The 17,020-nt window shown below is 52.3% G+C and carries 17 protein-coding genes and 2 tRNA genes; 6 read left to right on the top strand and 13 right to left on the bottom strand.

The window, feature by feature from the left end; all coding sequences use genetic code 11:
* Window positions 1-164: 164 nt before the first annotated feature.
* A complete protein-coding gene (locus tag E0F26_RS09220) occupies window positions 165-1,511 on the bottom strand; it encodes a sodium-dependent transporter (RefSeq protein WP_279241367.1) in 1,347 nt (448 codons plus the stop codon).
* Window positions 1,512-1,621: 110 nt separating this feature from the next.
* Between E0F26_RS09220 and E0F26_RS09215 the strand changes: the two genes are divergently transcribed.
* Window positions 1,622-1,709, top strand: a tRNA-Leu gene (locus E0F26_RS09215).
* A gap of 54 nt (window positions 1,710-1,763) precedes the next feature.
* Here the strand turns inward: E0F26_RS09215 and E0F26_RS09210 are convergent.
* On the bottom strand, window positions 1,764-3,386 hold the full coding sequence (locus tag E0F26_RS09210) for a PKD domain-containing protein (RefSeq protein WP_279241366.1): 1,623 nt from the start codon (window positions 3,384-3,386) through the stop codon (window positions 1,764-1,766).
* A gap of 440 nt (window positions 3,387-3,826) precedes the next feature.
* Between E0F26_RS09210 and E0F26_RS09205 the strand changes: the two genes are divergently transcribed.
* On the top strand, window positions 3,827-5,140 hold the full coding sequence (locus E0F26_RS09205; RefSeq protein ID WP_279241365.1) for a serine hydrolase domain-containing protein: 1,314 nt from the start codon (window positions 3,827-3,829) through the stop codon (window positions 5,138-5,140).
* Between the two features lie 49 nt (window positions 5,141-5,189).
* Here the strand turns inward: E0F26_RS09205 and E0F26_RS09200 are convergent, their stop codons facing one another.
* Window positions 5,190-5,561, bottom strand: a complete 372-nt coding sequence (locus tag E0F26_RS09200; protein ID WP_279241364.1) for a glycine zipper family protein — start codon at window positions 5,559-5,561, stop codon at window positions 5,190-5,192.
* A gap of 129 nt (window positions 5,562-5,690) precedes the next feature.
* A complete protein-coding gene (locus E0F26_RS09195; RefSeq protein ID WP_279241363.1) occupies window positions 5,691-6,125 on the bottom strand; it encodes a PaaI family thioesterase in 435 nt (144 codons plus the stop codon).
* Between the two features lie 78 nt (window positions 6,126-6,203).
* Here E0F26_RS09195 and E0F26_RS09190 point away from each other — a divergent pair, with 78 nt between their 5' ends.
* Both E0F26_RS09190 and E0F26_RS09185 read left to right on the top strand, forming a co-directional pair.
* Window positions 6,204-6,818: a dUTP diphosphatase gene (locus tag E0F26_RS09190; RefSeq protein WP_279241362.1), complete on the top strand. Its 615-nt coding sequence runs from the start codon at window positions 6,204-6,206 to the stop codon at window positions 6,816-6,818.
* Between the two features lie 75 nt (window positions 6,819-6,893).
* A complete protein-coding gene (locus E0F26_RS09185) occupies window positions 6,894-7,748 on the top strand; it encodes an alpha/beta fold hydrolase (protein ID WP_279241361.1) in 855 nt (284 codons plus the stop codon).
* 8 nt (window positions 7,749-7,756) lie between these two features.
* Here E0F26_RS09185 and E0F26_RS09180 read toward each other — a convergent pair whose 3' ends face one another.
* The 8 genes from E0F26_RS09180 to E0F26_RS09145 form a co-directional block, all read right to left on the bottom strand.
* Window positions 7,757-8,041, bottom strand: a complete 285-nt coding sequence (locus tag E0F26_RS09180; RefSeq protein ID WP_279241360.1) for a 4a-hydroxytetrahydrobiopterin dehydratase — start codon at window positions 8,039-8,041, stop codon at window positions 7,757-7,759.
* Window positions 8,038-9,147 (bottom strand): tRNA (uridine(54)-C5)-methyltransferase TrmA, encoded by a 1,110-nt coding sequence (gene trmA, locus E0F26_RS09175; protein ID WP_279241359.1) that lies wholly within the window; start codon window positions 9,145-9,147, stop codon window positions 8,038-8,040. Before trmA ends, E0F26_RS09180 begins: the two co-directional genes overlap by 4 nt.
* A 2-nt stretch (window positions 9,148-9,149) precedes the next feature.
* Window positions 9,150-9,476 (bottom strand): TusE/DsrC/DsvC family sulfur relay protein, encoded by a 327-nt coding sequence (locus E0F26_RS09170; protein ID WP_279241358.1) that lies wholly within the window; start codon window positions 9,474-9,476, stop codon window positions 9,150-9,152.
* A gap of 1 nt (window position 9,477) precedes the next feature.
* The gene (locus E0F26_RS09165; RefSeq protein WP_279241357.1) at window positions 9,478-9,744 is read right to left on the bottom strand and encodes a hypothetical protein; all 267 of its coding nucleotides are present in this window, start codon (window positions 9,742-9,744) and stop codon (window positions 9,478-9,480) included.
* 1 nt (window position 9,745) lies between these two features.
* Window positions 9,746-10,099 (bottom strand): DsrE family protein, encoded by a 354-nt coding sequence (locus E0F26_RS09160; RefSeq protein WP_279241356.1) that lies wholly within the window; start codon window positions 10,097-10,099, stop codon window positions 9,746-9,748.
* On the bottom strand, window positions 10,092-10,406 hold the full coding sequence (locus tag E0F26_RS09155) for a DsrE family protein (protein WP_279241355.1): 315 nt from the start codon (window positions 10,404-10,406) through the stop codon (window positions 10,092-10,094). The genes E0F26_RS09160 and E0F26_RS09155 overlap by 8 nt, the downstream gene beginning before the upstream one ends.
* Window positions 10,407-10,456: 50 nt before the next feature.
* Window positions 10,457-11,131 carry a Bax inhibitor-1/YccA family protein gene (locus E0F26_RS09150; RefSeq protein WP_279241354.1) on the bottom strand — a complete coding sequence of 225 codons (675 nt, stop codon included), beginning with the start codon at window positions 11,129-11,131 and terminating at the stop codon, window positions 10,457-10,459.
* A gap of 78 nt (window positions 11,132-11,209) precedes the next feature.
* Window positions 11,210-11,920 carry an SIMPL domain-containing protein gene (locus E0F26_RS09145; protein ID WP_279241353.1) on the bottom strand — a complete coding sequence of 237 codons (711 nt, stop codon included), beginning with the start codon at window positions 11,918-11,920 and terminating at the stop codon, window positions 11,210-11,212.
* A gap of 127 nt (window positions 11,921-12,047) precedes the next feature.
* Between E0F26_RS09145 and E0F26_RS09140 the strand changes: the two genes are divergently transcribed.
* Both E0F26_RS09140 and E0F26_RS09135 read left to right on the top strand, forming a co-directional pair.
* The gene (locus E0F26_RS09140; RefSeq protein ID WP_279241352.1) at window positions 12,048-13,451 is read left to right on the top strand and encodes a M20/M25/M40 family metallo-hydrolase; all 1,404 of its coding nucleotides are present in this window, start codon (window positions 12,048-12,050) and stop codon (window positions 13,449-13,451) included.
* Window positions 13,452-13,731: 280 nt separating this feature from the next.
* On the top strand, window positions 13,732-16,665 hold the full coding sequence (locus tag E0F26_RS09135; RefSeq protein ID WP_279241351.1) for a reprolysin-like metallopeptidase: 2,934 nt from the start codon (window positions 13,732-13,734) through the stop codon (window positions 16,663-16,665).
* 258 nt (window positions 16,666-16,923) lie between these two features.
* Here E0F26_RS09135 and E0F26_RS09130 read toward each other — a convergent pair.
* Window positions 16,924-17,011, bottom strand: a tRNA-Ser gene (locus E0F26_RS09130).
* Window positions 17,012-17,020 lie beyond the last annotated feature (9 nt).

Below are 17,020 nucleotides of genomic sequence, written 5' to 3'. Positions count from 1 at the left end.
GTAGTTTGTTAAACCGGTCCAGACCGTAGTAAGAAGTACATGCCTCCAGCGGCGACGCTGGAGGCTTTTTTTTTGGTCTCAAACCCATTCTCTACATGATACGCCTACCATTTCGTTACCTGATGGGTTCGTGGAAGCGGCGCGGTGGCCGCTTTACTTAGCCATTAGAGTGAACGCAGAAGTATGAGTGCGATAATCGCTGGGCAGACAAATCGAGCGTACAGCGGCCACCACTTCATAAACAGCGTGAGCTCACCAGAGGCTTCGTTTTGAGCAAGCTCCGTTAACAAGCTATCGCGACGCCATACCCACCCCGCATAAATGCATAGTGCAAAGCCTAATAAGGGTTGAGAGAAGCGTGTACTAACCGTTATTACCAAGCCAAATAAGTCGTCGAAGTTGAGGACAATAGCCGCGCTCATGAGGGTGATAATGAGGGTCGCTACGAACGCCGCCTGCGTACGTCCCCAATTGAAGCGCTCAACCAAAAATGAGACTGGCACTTCGAGCATGGATATGGAGGAGGTAAGAGCTGCAATGCTCATTAAACCGAAGAAGGCTAAGGCGAGAAAGGTCCCAGATTCGTTCATCGATTCGAACAACGCTGGCAATACGGTGAAAATCAGGGTGTCTTCCGACAGCAGCCCGCCCGCGTCGTTAAAAATCATCACGCCACGCTCAGCGGCGACGTACATGGCGGGGAGAATCAAAAAGCCCGCCAGTACTGCAATACCCACATCGACCAGCGCGACTTGTGCGCCGAGCGTAGGCAAGTGCTCTTCATCGGAAATGTACGAGCCGTAAATAAGCATGGTGCCAACGCCGAGTGAAAGTGAGAAGAAGGCCGCGCCCATGGCATTGAAGACCAATTCTGTGGAAAGGATTTTGGAGACATCGGGGATGAGGTAGACGGCGAGACCTTTACTCGCGCCGTCTAACGTCAGCACGTAGCCCGATAGCAGCACAAGCGTCACGATCATGGCGGGCATCAACCGTTTTGACCATCGTTCAATTCCCTTTTCAACACCACCGGCGACAACGACCATCGTCAGCGCCATGAAGATAAGCATTAGCAATAAGTTACGTGATTCGCCAAAGGTAGTAAGCCACGTTGAGGTGTCTGAGGCACCCATCGCAGCAAGAGGGTAGGCGGCACCAAAACCGAGCATCCACCCCGATACGATTGCATAGAAGCTCAGAATAAGGCTTGCAGTGAAGATACCGACGATACCAACCAGTGTGCCGATGCCACGTTGTGTGCCATTTCGGGACACTTTAGCAAGCGCTGCAATCATATTGCCGTGGGCATGACGGCCTAGTGTCAGCTCAGCCATGAGAACGGGGTATGCGAGTAAAAAAGCGAGCACAAGATAGACGAGTACAAAGGCCGCGCCACCATTGCTAGCCGCCTGCGTCGGAAACCCCCAAATATTGCCGAGTCCAACGGCTGACCCTGCGGCCGCCATGATAAAACCAAAACGAGATCCAAATTCTCCGCGTTGCGCTGACACTGGCTTCTGCCCCTTTTCTTTTTAAAATTTTTTGTACTGTGAGTACTTTAACACTCTCATTTGGGCGTGCGTCACCCGTTCGACGTGATATCATCGCGCGCTCGCCCGCACCCCGGGTGGTGAAATTGGTAGACACAGGGGACTTAAAATCCCCCGCTCATTGCGAGCGTGCCGGTTCAAGTCCGGCCCCGGGGACCATATAAGCACTGCTGTAAATACGCGGTGAGCGATCAAAACTTCCGGGTTTGTAGGCTACTGCTGTGGCGATCTTGACACCCGCATGGGGTCGTCGATGGCGATGATTACGGGTTCTAGATCCGCGGGGCCTGGCTCGGTATACCTGATTCCCTCAAAGGGTTCTGGCCCAGGGCCGCCGGGGTTGTAGAAGGCCCGATAACCAGCTGCAAGTGACGGGATCTCAACGTGCGTAACACTCCGCGCCGCATCCAGGTCGCCACTAAGAATGATGTCAATATAGTTGTCGCGATCTTCCGAGTAGCAGTCGTCGTAAAAGATGCCGTTCCCCTCATCAACCCCTTGCCCAACATCCGATAGGCCCAAGACCCGCAGCATGCCCCCATCTACGGCATAATCTTGTTCCGTGCTCTCAAGTAGCACTGTTTCCCCGTTTACCCCCCGAGCATGTATGCGGAAGAAATCCTCATAATCGTCGGGATGTAAGCCTGTTATGCCGTCTGGTGAGAAGCCACCGCTGGTTAGCACGCGAATTCTGAAATCCGCAACTTCGCCATAGAGTGAGACCTCGTCATTCGGCATTGCAGCAGAGTTTTGCTCTATAAGCGGAAGGCCACCTTCACCTGAGGGGATCGCTTCAACGACATTGAGCTTTGCACCGACCAGTATGGGGCCCGCGCCATAGCCCGTGGTGTCTGGAGAAGTCCACGTTGAACCCACGGCGTTGAATTCTTGACCGCCGGGTCCTACCAGCAACAGTGGCGTTGCGTCCTCCGCAATATCGAGCCGCACAGGATAGACCGCATCAGACTCTGATGGCTTCCCTCTATTCCCGAAGGCGCCGAATGCAACGATCGTATTGCGCTCATTCAATTCCCAGTTAGGTAGCAGGGTGACTGCGTTTGGAAACACAACCTCGCCCGTATTGAGCGTGAACTGAAAATCGCTGACATCAGCAGTTTCAGTGGCAATTGGCCAACTGAATACGATCGGCAGCCCATCGTCAAAATCCGCGTAGCCTTTGGAAACGTTACTCACCCCAGCTGCGGCAGCCATGGTGGTTCGACTGGCATCGGAGGCTTCTTGACCGCTGGTGCACGCCACAGATCCATACCAGGCGCCCCCAGCGTCTAATGCTGCTGCTTCACTGATCTCGTTAACACCAATGATGTTGTCGAATCCCATGCCTGCGGAGAGGATTTTTGGCTCAGCATGCCAGTAGTCGGCACTGGATAACTCGCCATTAAATATGGCATTGGTCAGCGGTGATTCTTCTCCCGGCGCGACAGTGACCACCAAGGTGTCCGTGACGGTGGTTGTGCCGTCGCTGGCAGTAACCTCCAGACTTATCTGCTGTTCTGATGCTACATCTGGAGCTATAAACTGAGGATCAGCGACACTCGCATCGCTAAAAATCATGTAAGGGCCGTCGACTCTGCGCCAGTTGTAGGTGAGGGATGCGTTACTGCTAAACCCTGAGGTGGTAGCTTCAAGGCTGACAAGGGCATCTTCGGTAATATCTTGATCATTCCCAGCATTAACGGCTGGCGTGGCAGTTGGAGGTGGTAAGGGCTCTGGGTCGACCACTGCGGCTGATCCATTATTTCCGCCGCCGCTGCAGCCCCCCAGGGTGGCGCTAATCAGAACTACGGCGAGGTAATGCTTTCTGAAGTCGTTCATTATCGTTCCTAAATTGGGATGTATCAGCCGCCGCTGTGTCTGTTGAGTGCGATAGCGGTTTATTTTTAGTGGTTATACGGAGCAATAAACCGGAGCCCGTCGCTACTTAGTAAAGTTTTACAATACGGTGGTACGGGAGTTTGGCTAACCGGAACACTGTTCCTTTACAGGCTTATATGATTGGGTAAAAAGTAGATTGGGGGCTAGTAACTTATTGTTTTTAATAATATTTATGTCCCGGCCTCGGGGGCCGCTTTGCTCAATCAATTAAGTGGCTGCACCCCTCTCAAACCGGTCCCCAGACTTTATCGATAAGCGAGTCGACGTCGTGACATAAGCTCACTTCTGGTGGTCTTGTGCTATGTTTGCGCCGGTTTACTGACACAAGTAGCCACTCACCAAACCAAACCAAATTTCAAATAAAAAAGAGCAAAGTTTTTATGAAAGCAAAGCGTTTTCGCATTATTGCACTTACCGCACTCGTAAACCTGTCTTCACTTAGCGTCGCTGAGGAATTCGCAACTTCCTCTCCTGAATCGCAAGGGGTGTCTAGTGAGCGCCTTGAGCGGCTGTCGGCATTGTCCGAGAAATACGTAAACGAGGGGCGGGTAGCCGGCATCGTCAATCTCGTGCTACGCAACGGTAATGTTGTCCACTACGAAGCGACGGGCAAGCGCGGCTCGGAAAACGAGATGGCCATGGAGGTTGACGATTTGTTTCGTATCTACTCCATGACTAAACCTGTGACGTCGGTGGCGGCAATGCAGTTGTACGAGCAGGGGAAGTTCCAGCTCTCAGACCCTGTTACCAAGTTTGTGCCTGAGCTTAAAGATCTCAAAGTGTTGAACGAAGACGGTCAGTTTGAGCCAGTAAAACAAGTGATGACGATGCATCAGTTGCTGATGCACACGGCGGGAATGTCCTACGGGTTTAATGCACAAAATGATCTAGTCGACCAGCTGTATCTTCGTGCGGACCTTTCCTCGGCAGCTAACCTTGACGAATTTGTTGTGCGGCTTGCAAAGCTACCCTTGCGGTCTCAGCCCGGCGAGCGTTACCACTATTCGGTCGCGGTGGATGTGACCGGTTTGATCGTCGAGCGCATTTCGGGTCAACGACTTGATGAGTACATCAAGGAGCACATTCTTGAGCCGCTAGAGATGAATGACACCTTTTTTGAGGTGCCAGAAGATAAGCGCGATCGATTTACGCAGAACCACTTCATAAATCCAGAAACCGGAACTTTGGTCAACTCTGACTATGCGCCAGCGCCTTATGGTTACAGGAAGGGGGTCGCACTCTCAGACTTCTTCGATGTGACGCTTTTTGCTGGTGGAGCGGGTCTTGTCTCTACAGCTATGGATTACGCGCGGTTCGCGGAAATGTTGCGCCGTGGTGGTGAATTGGACGGTGTGCGAATTCTGGGCCCGAAAACTATTAAGTTCATGACGCGGAATCATTTAGCTGAGGATTCAATGCATGCGGCCTGGGGACAGACGCCAACGGATGATATTGGCCGGCCGGGATTTGGTTTTGGCTTGGGACTTGGTGTGGTCACCGACTCAGCCGCTATTGGCGTATTGGGTAGTGATGGTGAGTACAACTGGGGCGGTGCGGCCGGGACTATATTTTGGGTCGATCCAGTCGAGGAGCTGGTGGTCGTAAGTATGATTCAGCTGATGCAAAGCCCTTGGCCGTTTCGCGCAGATGTCAAAATTGCGGTATACCAAGCCCTTACCGAAAGTTACGAGTAGGGCACCCAAAAGCTGAACGGGCTCACGGGGTGCTCCTGGTCCTTTTGGGTCAGTTAAGTACCCGGTAGCCTCTTCCACGAAGGCACTGTTTAACGACTTTTTCCTGCTCGCGAATTCCCTCTTGGGTTCCTCTCACACCGCCCGTCACGGCGCCGACGCCTGCACCACGCTCAGCTGAATTAGAGCTACGGTTGACGATCGCGCCGATAGCACCACCTACAACAGCACCCCCTATGACCCCGCGAGCGACTTTCTCACCCTGCTTCACCTCTTCGGCGTACTGCTGGCACTCGGCCTTGTCGATTGCGTACTTGGTCATGTCAACACCCTTGCGATCGATGATGGGCTCGTCGACAAAGCGCTTAGACGCAGCGCAGCCTGCGAGCATTGCAGCTACCAAGAGAAGAGTGATTGTTTTCATAAGCCAGCACCTCGGAAGTTATCTATTTTACGACTATGTCGCCGATGGCCCGTCGATTGAAGAGTAGAAATTACATATTCCGGCCTAATGTTGACAGTCTAAAGCATCGAGCGGACTGCCTTCTCAGCGCTATGCCGGTTTTGCTCGGACGATTTTGGCCACGCTCTGGGCCGTGGCGAGTAGGTTGCCGTGTTCGTCGAGTAGCTCCGACTCTAAAAAGGCTGTTTTAAATGTTGCCTGGCGAATCCATCCTCTAGCGAACACCGGGCCCTGTTCCCCTCGGGTTACGGCGTGATATCGGGTCGTCACCTCATAACTGGAGAGTGCGATAACGCCCTCTGGACCTAAATGCGCGAAAACGGCGTGCGACATGGCAGCATCGAGCATGACCGTAATGAAGCCGCCTTGCACAACGTCGATGGAGTGGCAGTGATCTTTGGTGGGCCGGAACTCAAAAGTGCAGCTTTGTTTTTCGCTATCGCTGGCAATGACACGACCATTCAGTAACTCGATAAAGGGTGGGCGATTACTGTTTAAACGTTCAATGGGGTCGGCATGGCTCATATTTCATTCCCGAAAATGTAGTTAAGAAAACGCGCGCCATGTTAACGTCACTACCTGAAAACACATAGGACAAAATCGATGCTCACCGCTGTGCTTACCATGCTGGATCTTCAAGATAAGATGAACACTAAGGTTCATCCAAACTGGCGGAAGCAGGGGTACGAGTGGTACCGCGCAGCCTGGATCGAGTGCGCTGAACTCATGGACCACGCAGGTTACAAGTGGTGGAAGCACGCCGAACCGGACATCGAACAGATTCAGCTTGAAGTGGTGGATATTTGGCACTTTGGCATGTCAGCCTTGATGGTCACCGCGAACGACACTGAAGCACTGGCGACCACGATCTGTGAAGACCTCAGTGGCGAACCCGCTCCTGAGTTAAGTTTGCTGGCTGCCTCGGAAGCGCTGGCGGCCGCTTGCATAACCAGTGGGTCTTTTTCGACGCCGGCGTTTTTGGCGTTGATGCGAGCTAGCGACCTTAGCTTCGATCAGCTGTATCGGATGTATGTCGGTAAAAACGTACTTAATTTTTTCCGACAAGACCACGGTTACAAGGATGGTTCCTACATAAAAGTCTGGAATGGACGCGAGGATAACGAGCACCTGTCTGACATTTTGAGTGGCTTAGATGCCACAGAAAAGGACTTTGCCGACGCCGTCTATCAAGGCCTTTCAAGCGTTTATCCCGGCTGATATGCACTCGTGTGCAAGCGCTCGTGGCTCTGTGGCGTCTGCGGTAACGCACGGGGAGTGGGTGCGAGGTGAGCGATGAGGCGTTTTAGCGATTTCTATTACCAAGTGCCGCATGGACTCACACTTTATGCGAGGGATTATACGGGCCCAGACGATCGTGCTGGTTGCGTGCTGTTAATGCATGGTTTGACTCGAAACTCTCGCGATTTTGACGTGCTAGCCGATAGATTATCCCTGCATTTCCGAGTCTTAGTACCTGAGCAGCGCGGACGCGGTAGGTCAGAGTGGGACTCTCAGCCAGACCGCTATGGCATTCCGACGTACGTCAACGACATGTTCGAACTCTTGGAAGCGGTAGGTGAAGACCATGTTGCCGCGGTGGGAACCTCGATGGGTGGCCTGATGGCTATGGTGATGAACGCGATGCGTCCCGGGGTTTTCACCCATGTCGTTCTCAATGACATCGGACCTGAACTGTCCAAAGAGGGATTAGACCGAATTAGTGGCTATGTCGGGCAGGGCGGGATTATCTCCACGTGGGAGGAGGCCGTTGCGTACAATCGTGCGATTAACGCTGTCGCATTTCCGTCTCTGAGCGATCAGCAATGGAGGGACTTCACAAGGCAGCTCTTTGGGGAGCGAAACGGCGCCCCTTTTCTAGATTACGATCCTGCCATATCGCAGGCGGTCAGGTCGGATGAGGGTAGTGCGTTACCGCCAGATCTCTGGTCGGTATACGCCCAACTGGAGAGTCAGCCCCTTATGCTAATACGCGGTGCTATTTCGGATCTATTGGATGCCGACATAAAGGACAGGATGATCCAAAGCGTTCCTGACCTGCTTTATTTAGAGGTGGCCGATGTGGGTCACGCGCCAATGCTGATTGACGATGCGGTAACCGAGGCTTTAGAGAACTTTTTATTGACCTAGTCGGTAGTTTAGACCACGCATTTGTCTATGTTGCCGGCGAGTTGTAAATCCTTGTCGGTTAGCCCCCCCGCGTCGTGCGTCGATAGGCGAATGGTGACCCTGTTGTAGACATTTTCCCAGTTAGGATGGTGATCAGCCTTCTCGGCGAGTAAGGCGACGCGGTTCATGAAACCCCAGGCGGTTACAAAGTCCTTGAATTCAAAGTCACGCCGGAGAAAATCGCCGTCTTGATGCCAGCGACTTAAGCTCGTTTTTAAAGCGTAATCAATTTGAGTCGTACTTAACTGCTTCATGCTTTTGAGTCCTGATGACGCTTTAGATGAACGCCACATTCTAAGTGAGGGGTGTAGGGGAACTGATCAAAAAATGCCAGTGACTCGATCGAGTGGCTTTTGATTAGCGTTTCTAAATTATCTAATAATGTCATGGGGTTACAGCTTATATAGAGAATTTCTTCAAACCCACTGACAAGATCGAGCGTCCCAGTATCAAGGCCAGCCCGGGGGGGATCCACAAACACAGTATGAAGATTGTAGTCCTCAAGGGCGGTCTCTAGTGATGCTAAACGTCTGAATGTGCGTGTACCCGCCATTGCGATAGTCATTTCCTCGGCAGACAGCCTCGCAAACTCAACGTTTGTAACGCCGTTCAATGCAAGATTCTCAACGGCAGCCCGGGTGGCAACCTTAGACACTTCTGTAGCGAGAACACGCTGAAATTGGGTTGCCAATGGGATAGTAAAATTTCCGATACCGCAATAAAGCTCTAGTAAATCCGAGTCTGGACCTGATATCTGACTCATCGCCCACTCGATCATGCGCTCGTTGACATAGGCGTTGGGCTGAATGAAGGCCTGTTCTGGCTGCTTGTACTTAAATACTCGCGTATTGATCGTGAGCGTCTCCTCAAGCCAATCTTGAGTGAGGGTAATCTTTTGGCCACGAGAGCGACCAATCATCAAAATGTTTAGCTGTTCAGAAAGCCCCCGTGCAGCTTGCTCCCACTTTCCATCGAGTTGACGATGATAAATAAGCGTCACTAAAACCTGACCCGACTGCGTAGAGAGAAACTCAACCTGAAAAAGCTTTCTTTTAAGCTCAGGGCTCGCTTTTAGCGCCTCCTTAAGCGGCGTGAAAACAGCCTGAACCGCTTCACTTGCTATGGGGAATGTAGCAATGGGTACAGGGATCTTAGGTGCTTCTCTGTCGAACATGACAAAGTCGAGGGAGTCTCCGTCATGCCATACGCGAAATTCAGTCCGCATACGAAAGGACGCTGTGGGTGACGCAAAAACGCTAGGGGCAGGCGCGCCTAGCGCGTTAAACCGTGGAGCGATAGCACTGATCTTTTCATTTAGCAGTGTGTCGTAGGCTTGTGGAGCGAAATCTTTGGGTAGCACGGTTATAAACAGTTCTTGGGCTTGGGCAAGCCGGCAATTCGACTCGCAAGACGGGTTGGGGAGCCGGGGAATAATGTCATTAGATAAATACTGTTACCCTTTTCGGCGCCAAGTGCAGCCTTTACGTAGTTTACCAGCGCTCGATTTGCGGGCGAGGCATCGTACTCATCGTAGAAGGCCTGAATCAATGTGAGTATTTCCCAGTGCGCATCGGTTAGCTGAATATTTTCTAGCTCTGCAAACGCGTGTGCCGCCTCGGGCGACCACAGCCCCCGATCAGCGAGAAATCCGTTGTTATCAAGCATGTCATTGGTGATAGGCGACTGCACGTTACCCCCAGCTAATAACGGCCTCGTCAGCCGAAGTGTAGCGTACCCAATCCGTCTCCGAGATTTGCCCCGGAGTCTGATGACTGCCTGGGTGCGCATTGTGTATCAGAGTACCCTCAAGGACATGGACGGTAACCGACTCATTGGGAAGAATGTGAAGGAGCTTTGCATCGATTTCAGGGGCGGTAAAGATGACAACATCATCCCGCGCGACGAGTTTTGCAACACTTGCAAGGTGCTCAGTTCTATTGACTAAATGCACTGTCATATTAATACGTCACCACATGATCAACGCTTGCAATTAGCGCTAAGACATCAGGTTTAGAGATGAAATCCGCCGGCAGGCTGAGAGCAGCAGTTTCTGGCGTACTTTGAGCGAGCACGTGAACCCGCTCCACATCGTACAGTGGGAGTGATTTTAATAACTTCCTGAGATCACTCTGTCCCTCAGCTGGAGCCAAGTCGGTGTGCAGGTACTGAAGTCCGTCATCCATAAACAGCACTGCGACTTCCTGCCCAAACGCGCCAGCCGCCATAATCGTATCAATGGCAGGATCACTGTCCAGACCGTGCTGATAGGGGGCGCAGGTCACGACGAATAACCACGAGGACGCCTCACCCAAAACTGACCACCCTGTTACCGTGCAAGCCACTTGTAATCAGTTCGCCAAGTCCTGCAATGATGAAGTCTTCATCACCTTGAACGCTGAATTTATCGGCCGACGCGCTGCAAAGCGTAAGAGGGGCACCCGAGCGATGCTTGAGGTCTCTCCAGTCTTGGTGGCTTAGTTGCTCCGCTTGACGGACACCTTTACCAAGAAAGAATACGCCGACCAGCGGATTTCCCGCATTGACGAGTGCGTTGGCATAGCGCAAAGCCGCTGGCGTATCAGTGGCATCGGCTTTAATAAGTAGGGCAATTGGTTTCATGAAGGAATAAAAAACCCCGGCAAGCCGGGGTTCGTGCGAAGCAACACGACTTAATCGTCGCCGCCCAAAACGCCTAAAAGAGAGAGTAGATGAATGAAAATATTGTAAATGCTTAAGTACAAACCCACCGTCGCGCGGATATAGTTTGTCTCGCCACCGTTGATGATTCTGCTCGTATCAAACAAAATTAATCCTGACATGATCATTACGACTGCTGCTGAGATGGTCAGCGAGAGAGCAGGAATACCAAGAAAAATGTTGGCGATCATCGCTACCAACACAACTATTAGGCCCGCGTACAAAAAGCCGTGCATGAAGGAGAAATCGCGCTTACTTTGAAGCGCATAAGCAGAGAGCCCGAAGAAAATAAAGGCGGTACCCGCGAGCGACTGTGTTACGAGTGATGCGCCACCGGGCATTGCAAGGTAGACATTGAGGAGTGGTCCAAGGCTTGCCCCCATGAAACCCGTAAAGGCAAAAATTGCCGGCAAACCTTTTGAACTGTCGGCCATCCGCTGAACCACAAACAAAAGAACAAATCCGATGATGGAAAATACTAGCGCCATAATGGCTGGAAGATTCAGTGCCATCGATACGCCAGCGGTAATTGCACTAAAGGCCAGCGTCATACCCAAGAGCATGTAGGTATTTTTGAGTACTTTGTTCGTTTCCAGCGTCGCACTGTCAAAGCGAGCCGCTGCCACATCTACACGTCTTTCCGCCATGATCAATCTCCTGATCTCATTGCATGAATAGTTAGGTAATAATAGGGGTGAGTGATGTGATATCCAAGCCCTACTTATTTAATAAGCCGTTGCAATAATTTGCACCTTGGAAGAGTACCGAATTGTTCCCACCGAGACGGAAGGGGGCGCGTCTGAGTAATCCGCTGACTCGAAACGCGCAACACCTTGTACGGGGGGACGTGAGTATCCTGTGATCTCAGTAATGGACTCGACTTTATCAACGGACATATCGGCCGCTGAGGCCATCAACTCAAGCTTTCCCAATGCATGCTTGACGGCGTTGCGCATGGCATCTGCTGTTGCTTGCTCCCCTTGAGAATAACCGAAAATCGGCGGACTGATTTGCGTTGCGCCGAAGACGGCGAGTGACTGTACAATCGAGCCCACGTCAGCAACACTTTTGCTTGTGAACGTTAAGTTTCGCGAAACGCGGTAACCGACGAATACCTGCTTTTTAGATGACGGGTCCCATTCATATTGTGGATTAAAAGAGAGTGCACTTGAATCAACGCTACCTTTTTTAAGGTCGTATTGGGCTACCGCGTTTTCCAGATTTGCAATCACATTATTCACGGCACTTTGCGCGTCTTTTACGTTTTCGGTCACTTCCGTCACCGTAGCCTGAAAGGTAGCCTCATCCGGTGCTACGTCGATAAATCCTTTCCCCGTTACTTCGAAGCGGGTTTCCGCATTTACGGTCATCGAGGCGATGCAAAGCAGTCCCAGGAGAGCTGCGCCTTTGGGTCTCGAGTCTAGATGTCGATTCATTCCACCGCCTAGCTTGTGTGATGTGATCCGTTTAGATCATTAACGGTGGTCAAAAGTTCCAAGCAAATCTATCCGTCTTGAAAACGATTTTGCTATGGTACAAAGGACAAAAACGGGGATTCGCAGCATGAAACGACGAACATCATTGACCTTGGTAGTCATGTCCTGGTGGGCCGCTACAGTAAGCGCAACGCCTTTATCGGACGAGACAATATCCACTGCCAAACAACTCCGTGATGAGGCGTTGGTAGGGTCGCGAGCGTGGAATATCGTGGAGAGCCTCACAACTGAAGTAGGGCCGCGGCTGGCTGGTAGCGAAGCGGAGGCGAGAGCCCGCGCTTGGGCGGTAACCAAGCTCGCGTCCTATGGCTTTGAGAATGTAAGAGTTGAACGCTTTGCCATGGATGGTTGGGAGAGGGGTACTGAAGTCGCTGAAATCGTCGCTCCCTTCCCTCAAAAACTCTCTATAACCTCGCTCGGGAACAGCATAGCAACGGCTGATGCCGGGGTGGAAGCAGAGGTGGTTCTTTTCGAAACCCTCGCGGAGTTGATGGCAGCAGAGGTAGGTTCCCTGAGCGGGAAAATAGCGTATGTCGGTCATGGAATGCAGAAAACACAAGACGGTTCATCCTATGGTCATTTCGTCCGCCTTCGATCAGCGGGTGCCGTTGAGGCTGCGCGTCGGGGCGCCATAGCAACACTGATAAGGTCGATCGGAACCGATAGCCATCGTATGCCTCATACGGGGAATATGAGCTATGCAGACGACGTTACACCCATTCCCATCGCCGCTTTATCAAATCCCGATGCCGACCAGCTGGAGAGAATTTCCGCAAGAGGCCAGACAATTACCGTGAAGATGACGCTGACGCCCCATTACACGGGGGTGGTTGAGAGTGGAAATGTCATTGCGGACATTCCGGGAACGGACCTTGCAGATGAAATTGTTGTTATCGGAGGCCACCTTGATAGTTGGGATCTAGGCACGGGGGCTGTTGATGACGGCGCGGGTGTTGCGATCACGATGGAGGTGCTGCGTCAGATTAAAAGTCGAGGGCTAAAACCGCGACGAACCATACGGCTCGTTCTCTGGGGTGCGGAAGAGGTGGGACTGTTGGGAGGATACGCCTACGCAAAAGCCCACAAGGCGGAGCTTAGAAAGCACGTTATTGGCACAGAGAGCGACTTTGGTGCCGGACGAATCTGGAAGATCACGCGAAATATAAACGAGGCGGCCGCGCCGGTAGCCGACAAAATAGCAGAACTCGTAGAGCCGCTTGGCATTGCACCGGGTAGTGACACCGCGAGGTCTAGCGGTCCAGATCTGAGCCCGTTAAATGCCTTGGGGTTTCCCGGCTTCCGGTTCGTGCAAGATGGCAGCGACTACTTCGACTTGCATCACACCCCAGATGATACGCTCGACAAGATCGATCCGGCAGCAATGGATCAAAATGTCGCAGCGTATTTGGTTTTCGTCTGGTTGGCGGCAAACAGCGACGTGAGCGATTGGGGCTGGACGGTTGCTGAGTGAGTCGCTGATCCATTAAGGCGGGTTATAAAATAGTGTAACGATGACCTTACGGTCTATCTAAGCTAAAGTTTGTAGTGTGAAGAGTGAGTAAGCAGTCAGTTGTGAGGTGCGCTAGGCGCGAGAGGACTGCATATAAATTGACAGGATTGATCGGTGCCGCGCCAACACGGTGGTAAGGGTAGTTGTGACGTGACGTGCGGCGTGAACTGAGCCTCTAACTGATTTGCTTTCGTTAGGGGCCCACTTCGCAATTACCGGAGCAGAGAGCGTGGGCGGTTTTATGATAAGAAACAAGCGAATCAAGTACGTGGGCTACAGCGGCGTTTTAGCCCTCTTATTCTCTGCAACGTCTGCACTGGCAGAACAATACTGGAGCGAAGTTGGCGACCTGAGCGAGCTCTCGACGCAGCCCGGTTTTGAGAAGGTATCAGCAATCAAAGAGCGTCGGCTCGTTATGCTGGATCTTCCAAGTATCCGTTCGCTAACTCAAGGCGTTACGAGCAAATCGGGTGTCTTACCAACGTTAACGCTACCCACTCCCGGAGGGAATGCGCTGGCGTTCGTTGTAGAGCCGTCGAATGTTTTGCCTGCCGAGCTTCGAGAAAAGTATCCCTCCATAGCGGCGTTTAAGGGGTATGCCGTAACTGATCCCGCCACCACCCTTCGACTTGAGCTGACTGATAAGGGTTTGAGTGCTCAAGTTTTGCAACCTGGTAACCGCTGGATGATTGACCCTGTGGCGGGGGCCTACAAGGGTGTGTCGGTTGTCTATTACACAAAGAACACGAAGCGGAGTGCTGACAGCTCTTTTTGTGAATTTGAAGGCGACAAAGCTGACCCCATTTCTCAAGAGGCTTTCGAAAAAAAGCTCTTTGCGCCCAAGGCGTCGGGCGCAAAGAATAGTGGCAGTCAACTTCGAACATACAGATTAGCCGTTGCCGCTACGGGTGAATACGGTGCGTTCCACGGTGGTCAAAAGGCCAGCATTCTCGCGGCCGTTACAACGACGATTAACCGCGTAACGGGCATCCTCGAGAAAGAGATGGCGCTGAGGCTGACACTGGTGCCTGATAACGACAAAATTCTGTTCACATCGGTTGCCACCTCACCGTTCACAGGCAATAGCAATGCGTCCACCCTGATTGGCGAGTCTCAAACTCAAATCGATTTGATTATCGGCACTGAAAACTATGACATCGGGCACACCTTTAGTACGGGCGCCGGAGGACTGGCATCCCTAGGGTCCGTATGTAATCCGCTTTACAAAGCGCAAGGGGTCACAGGAAGCTCGCAGCCAACGGGTGACTATTATGACGTTGATTTTGTCGCCCATGAGATTGGCCATCAGTTAGGTGCTAACCATACGTTTAACGGTAGTAACGGCGGTTGCGCAGGTAGCACGCGCAACTACTTGACCGCGTATGAGCCAGGCAGCGGATCGACAATCCAAGCGTACCCAAGCCTGTGTGGCGTTGATGATTTGCAAAACTCAGTGGATCCTATTTATCACTCGGAGAGTTTTGAGGAAATACGAACGTATGTATCTGAGGGCTTGGGGTCCTCTTGCGGTGTGTTAGAGGACACGGGTAATACTCCACCCGTAGTCGATGCGGGTAGTGATTATGTTGTGCCAAAAGGTACGCCACTCGTCGTGTCAGGATCAGCAACTGACTCGGAACAGAGCAGCCTGACCTACTTGTGGGAACAGCGCGACCTCGGGTCGCAAGCCGCACTTGCGGCGCCTGACGATGGTGAAATTCCGTTGTTTCGTGTTCTTACACCAACTGCAAGTCCAGTAAGGTATCTGCCTAGGTTACCCTCGGTTTTGTCGGGCACCTTTGACAGCTCGGAGAAGATTCCGCAGGTCGCGCGGGACATGAATCTTAGGCTCACGGCACGTGATGGCGTTGGTGGCGTAGATTCTGACGATATCGTGGTAACCGTGAGTGGGTCATCTGGTCCGTTTACCTTAACGTCCCCTAATGGTGGTGAGGTCGTGGGCGAGTCAAAGACAATTCGCTGGGACGTATCAAACACCGACGAAGCGCCTATCAATGTATCGCTCGTTGAAATTTTATTGTCGACAAACGGTGGTGTTTCGTTCGATACATCCCTGGGTGAAACGGCGAATGATGGGCTTGCCACGATCAGCTTTCCCTCTGGTATTCAAAGTAGTAGTGCGCGAATCATGATTCGCGCGAAGGACAACATCTTCTACGATGTATCTGATACTAATTTTGAGTTGGATTCTGACAAGCTTGTTCCTCCAGCGCCAACATCGACCGCACTTACCCCCACGAACGGTGGCGTGAGTGTGGCGTTTACGCCCGGTGCCGATAACGGGGTGTCGATTACCTCTTATTCGGTTGAGTGTCGCACCGAAGACATCGTCGATGAGTATGTCTACTCTGTCTCGCCTGCGGTTGCTATCCCTGATCAAGGTACGATCGAATCCACACTTCAAGTTGATGCCGACATCACGATGAGTGAGGGGGGCGTGAAGATACCTATGGATATATCTCACACCTACCGCGGGGATATTGTGCTTGTGCTTCAGTCGCCGACGGGCACGGTCCTAAGTCTTAAAAATTCATTGGGGTCTGACAGCGGGCAGAACGTTGTGGGGGTGTTCCCCGACACGCTTGCGCCGGAGGACTCACTGGATACATTGGCGGGTGAATCATCGCTGGGCGAATGGAAACTGACGGCCACTGACTTTTTTGAAGTCGATACGGGAACCTTAAACGCCTGGGGCGTTTCATTGTCATCGGTTACGCCGGGTGATCTCGTGGCCAACGAGGGGGCGTCTTCACCGATCGTCTTGACGGGTATGCAGAACGACGAGACCTACAGTTGCGAGATAACAGCTTATGCCGGCAGTGATCCGAGTGAGACCGTGGCAATGGGTTTCGTTACGCCGACGCTCAATGCACCCGTAGATAGCGATAACGATGGGCTGACAGACACACAAGAAGTTGAGTTGGGTACCGATCCAGACAATGCCGACTCCGATGGCGATGGTCTCGAGGACGGCGCTGAAGTCGCGTTGGGTACGGACCCGACCGTATCGGATACAGATGGCGACGGATACACAGATGGTGAGGAAGTAGACGAGGGCACCTCCCCGACGAGTGCCGCTGATGCGCCTGTGGCAGGAAGCAGCATCCTCATCTTCAAGGCGGCTATCGATGCTGCCGCGACGTCGAGTCCTTGAGCTCGCTGAACTGAGGGCGGCAGACAGGCTCTGTATCGAGTCCGGCTAGTTCGTTGTTGTATTCAGGCGGACTCAAATACAGAAGGGGTGGAAAAAGGGTTTAGTTGTGGCTGCTCCAGTGTTCAAGGAGGGTCTTACGCTATCCGTCATTCGGCCGTCTCGGATAGGCATGTTAAACATTCAGTAATTCGAGCGAGTACTGGCATTCGCAAGCTTTAGCGGAATAAAAAAACCGCCCATAAGGGCGGTTTTTCAAGATGGCGGTGGGCCAGGGATTCGAACCCCGGGAACCTCTCGGTTCAACGGTTTTCAAGACCGCCGCTTTCGACCACTCAGCCAGCCCACCTAAACCTGT

Source organism: Candidatus Paraluminiphilus aquimaris, assembly GCF_026230195.1.
Classification (GTDB): Bacteria; Pseudomonadota; Gammaproteobacteria; order Pseudomonadales; family Halieaceae; genus Luminiphilus; species Luminiphilus aquimaris.
This window is presented reverse-complemented; position numbering and strand designations above follow the sequence as displayed.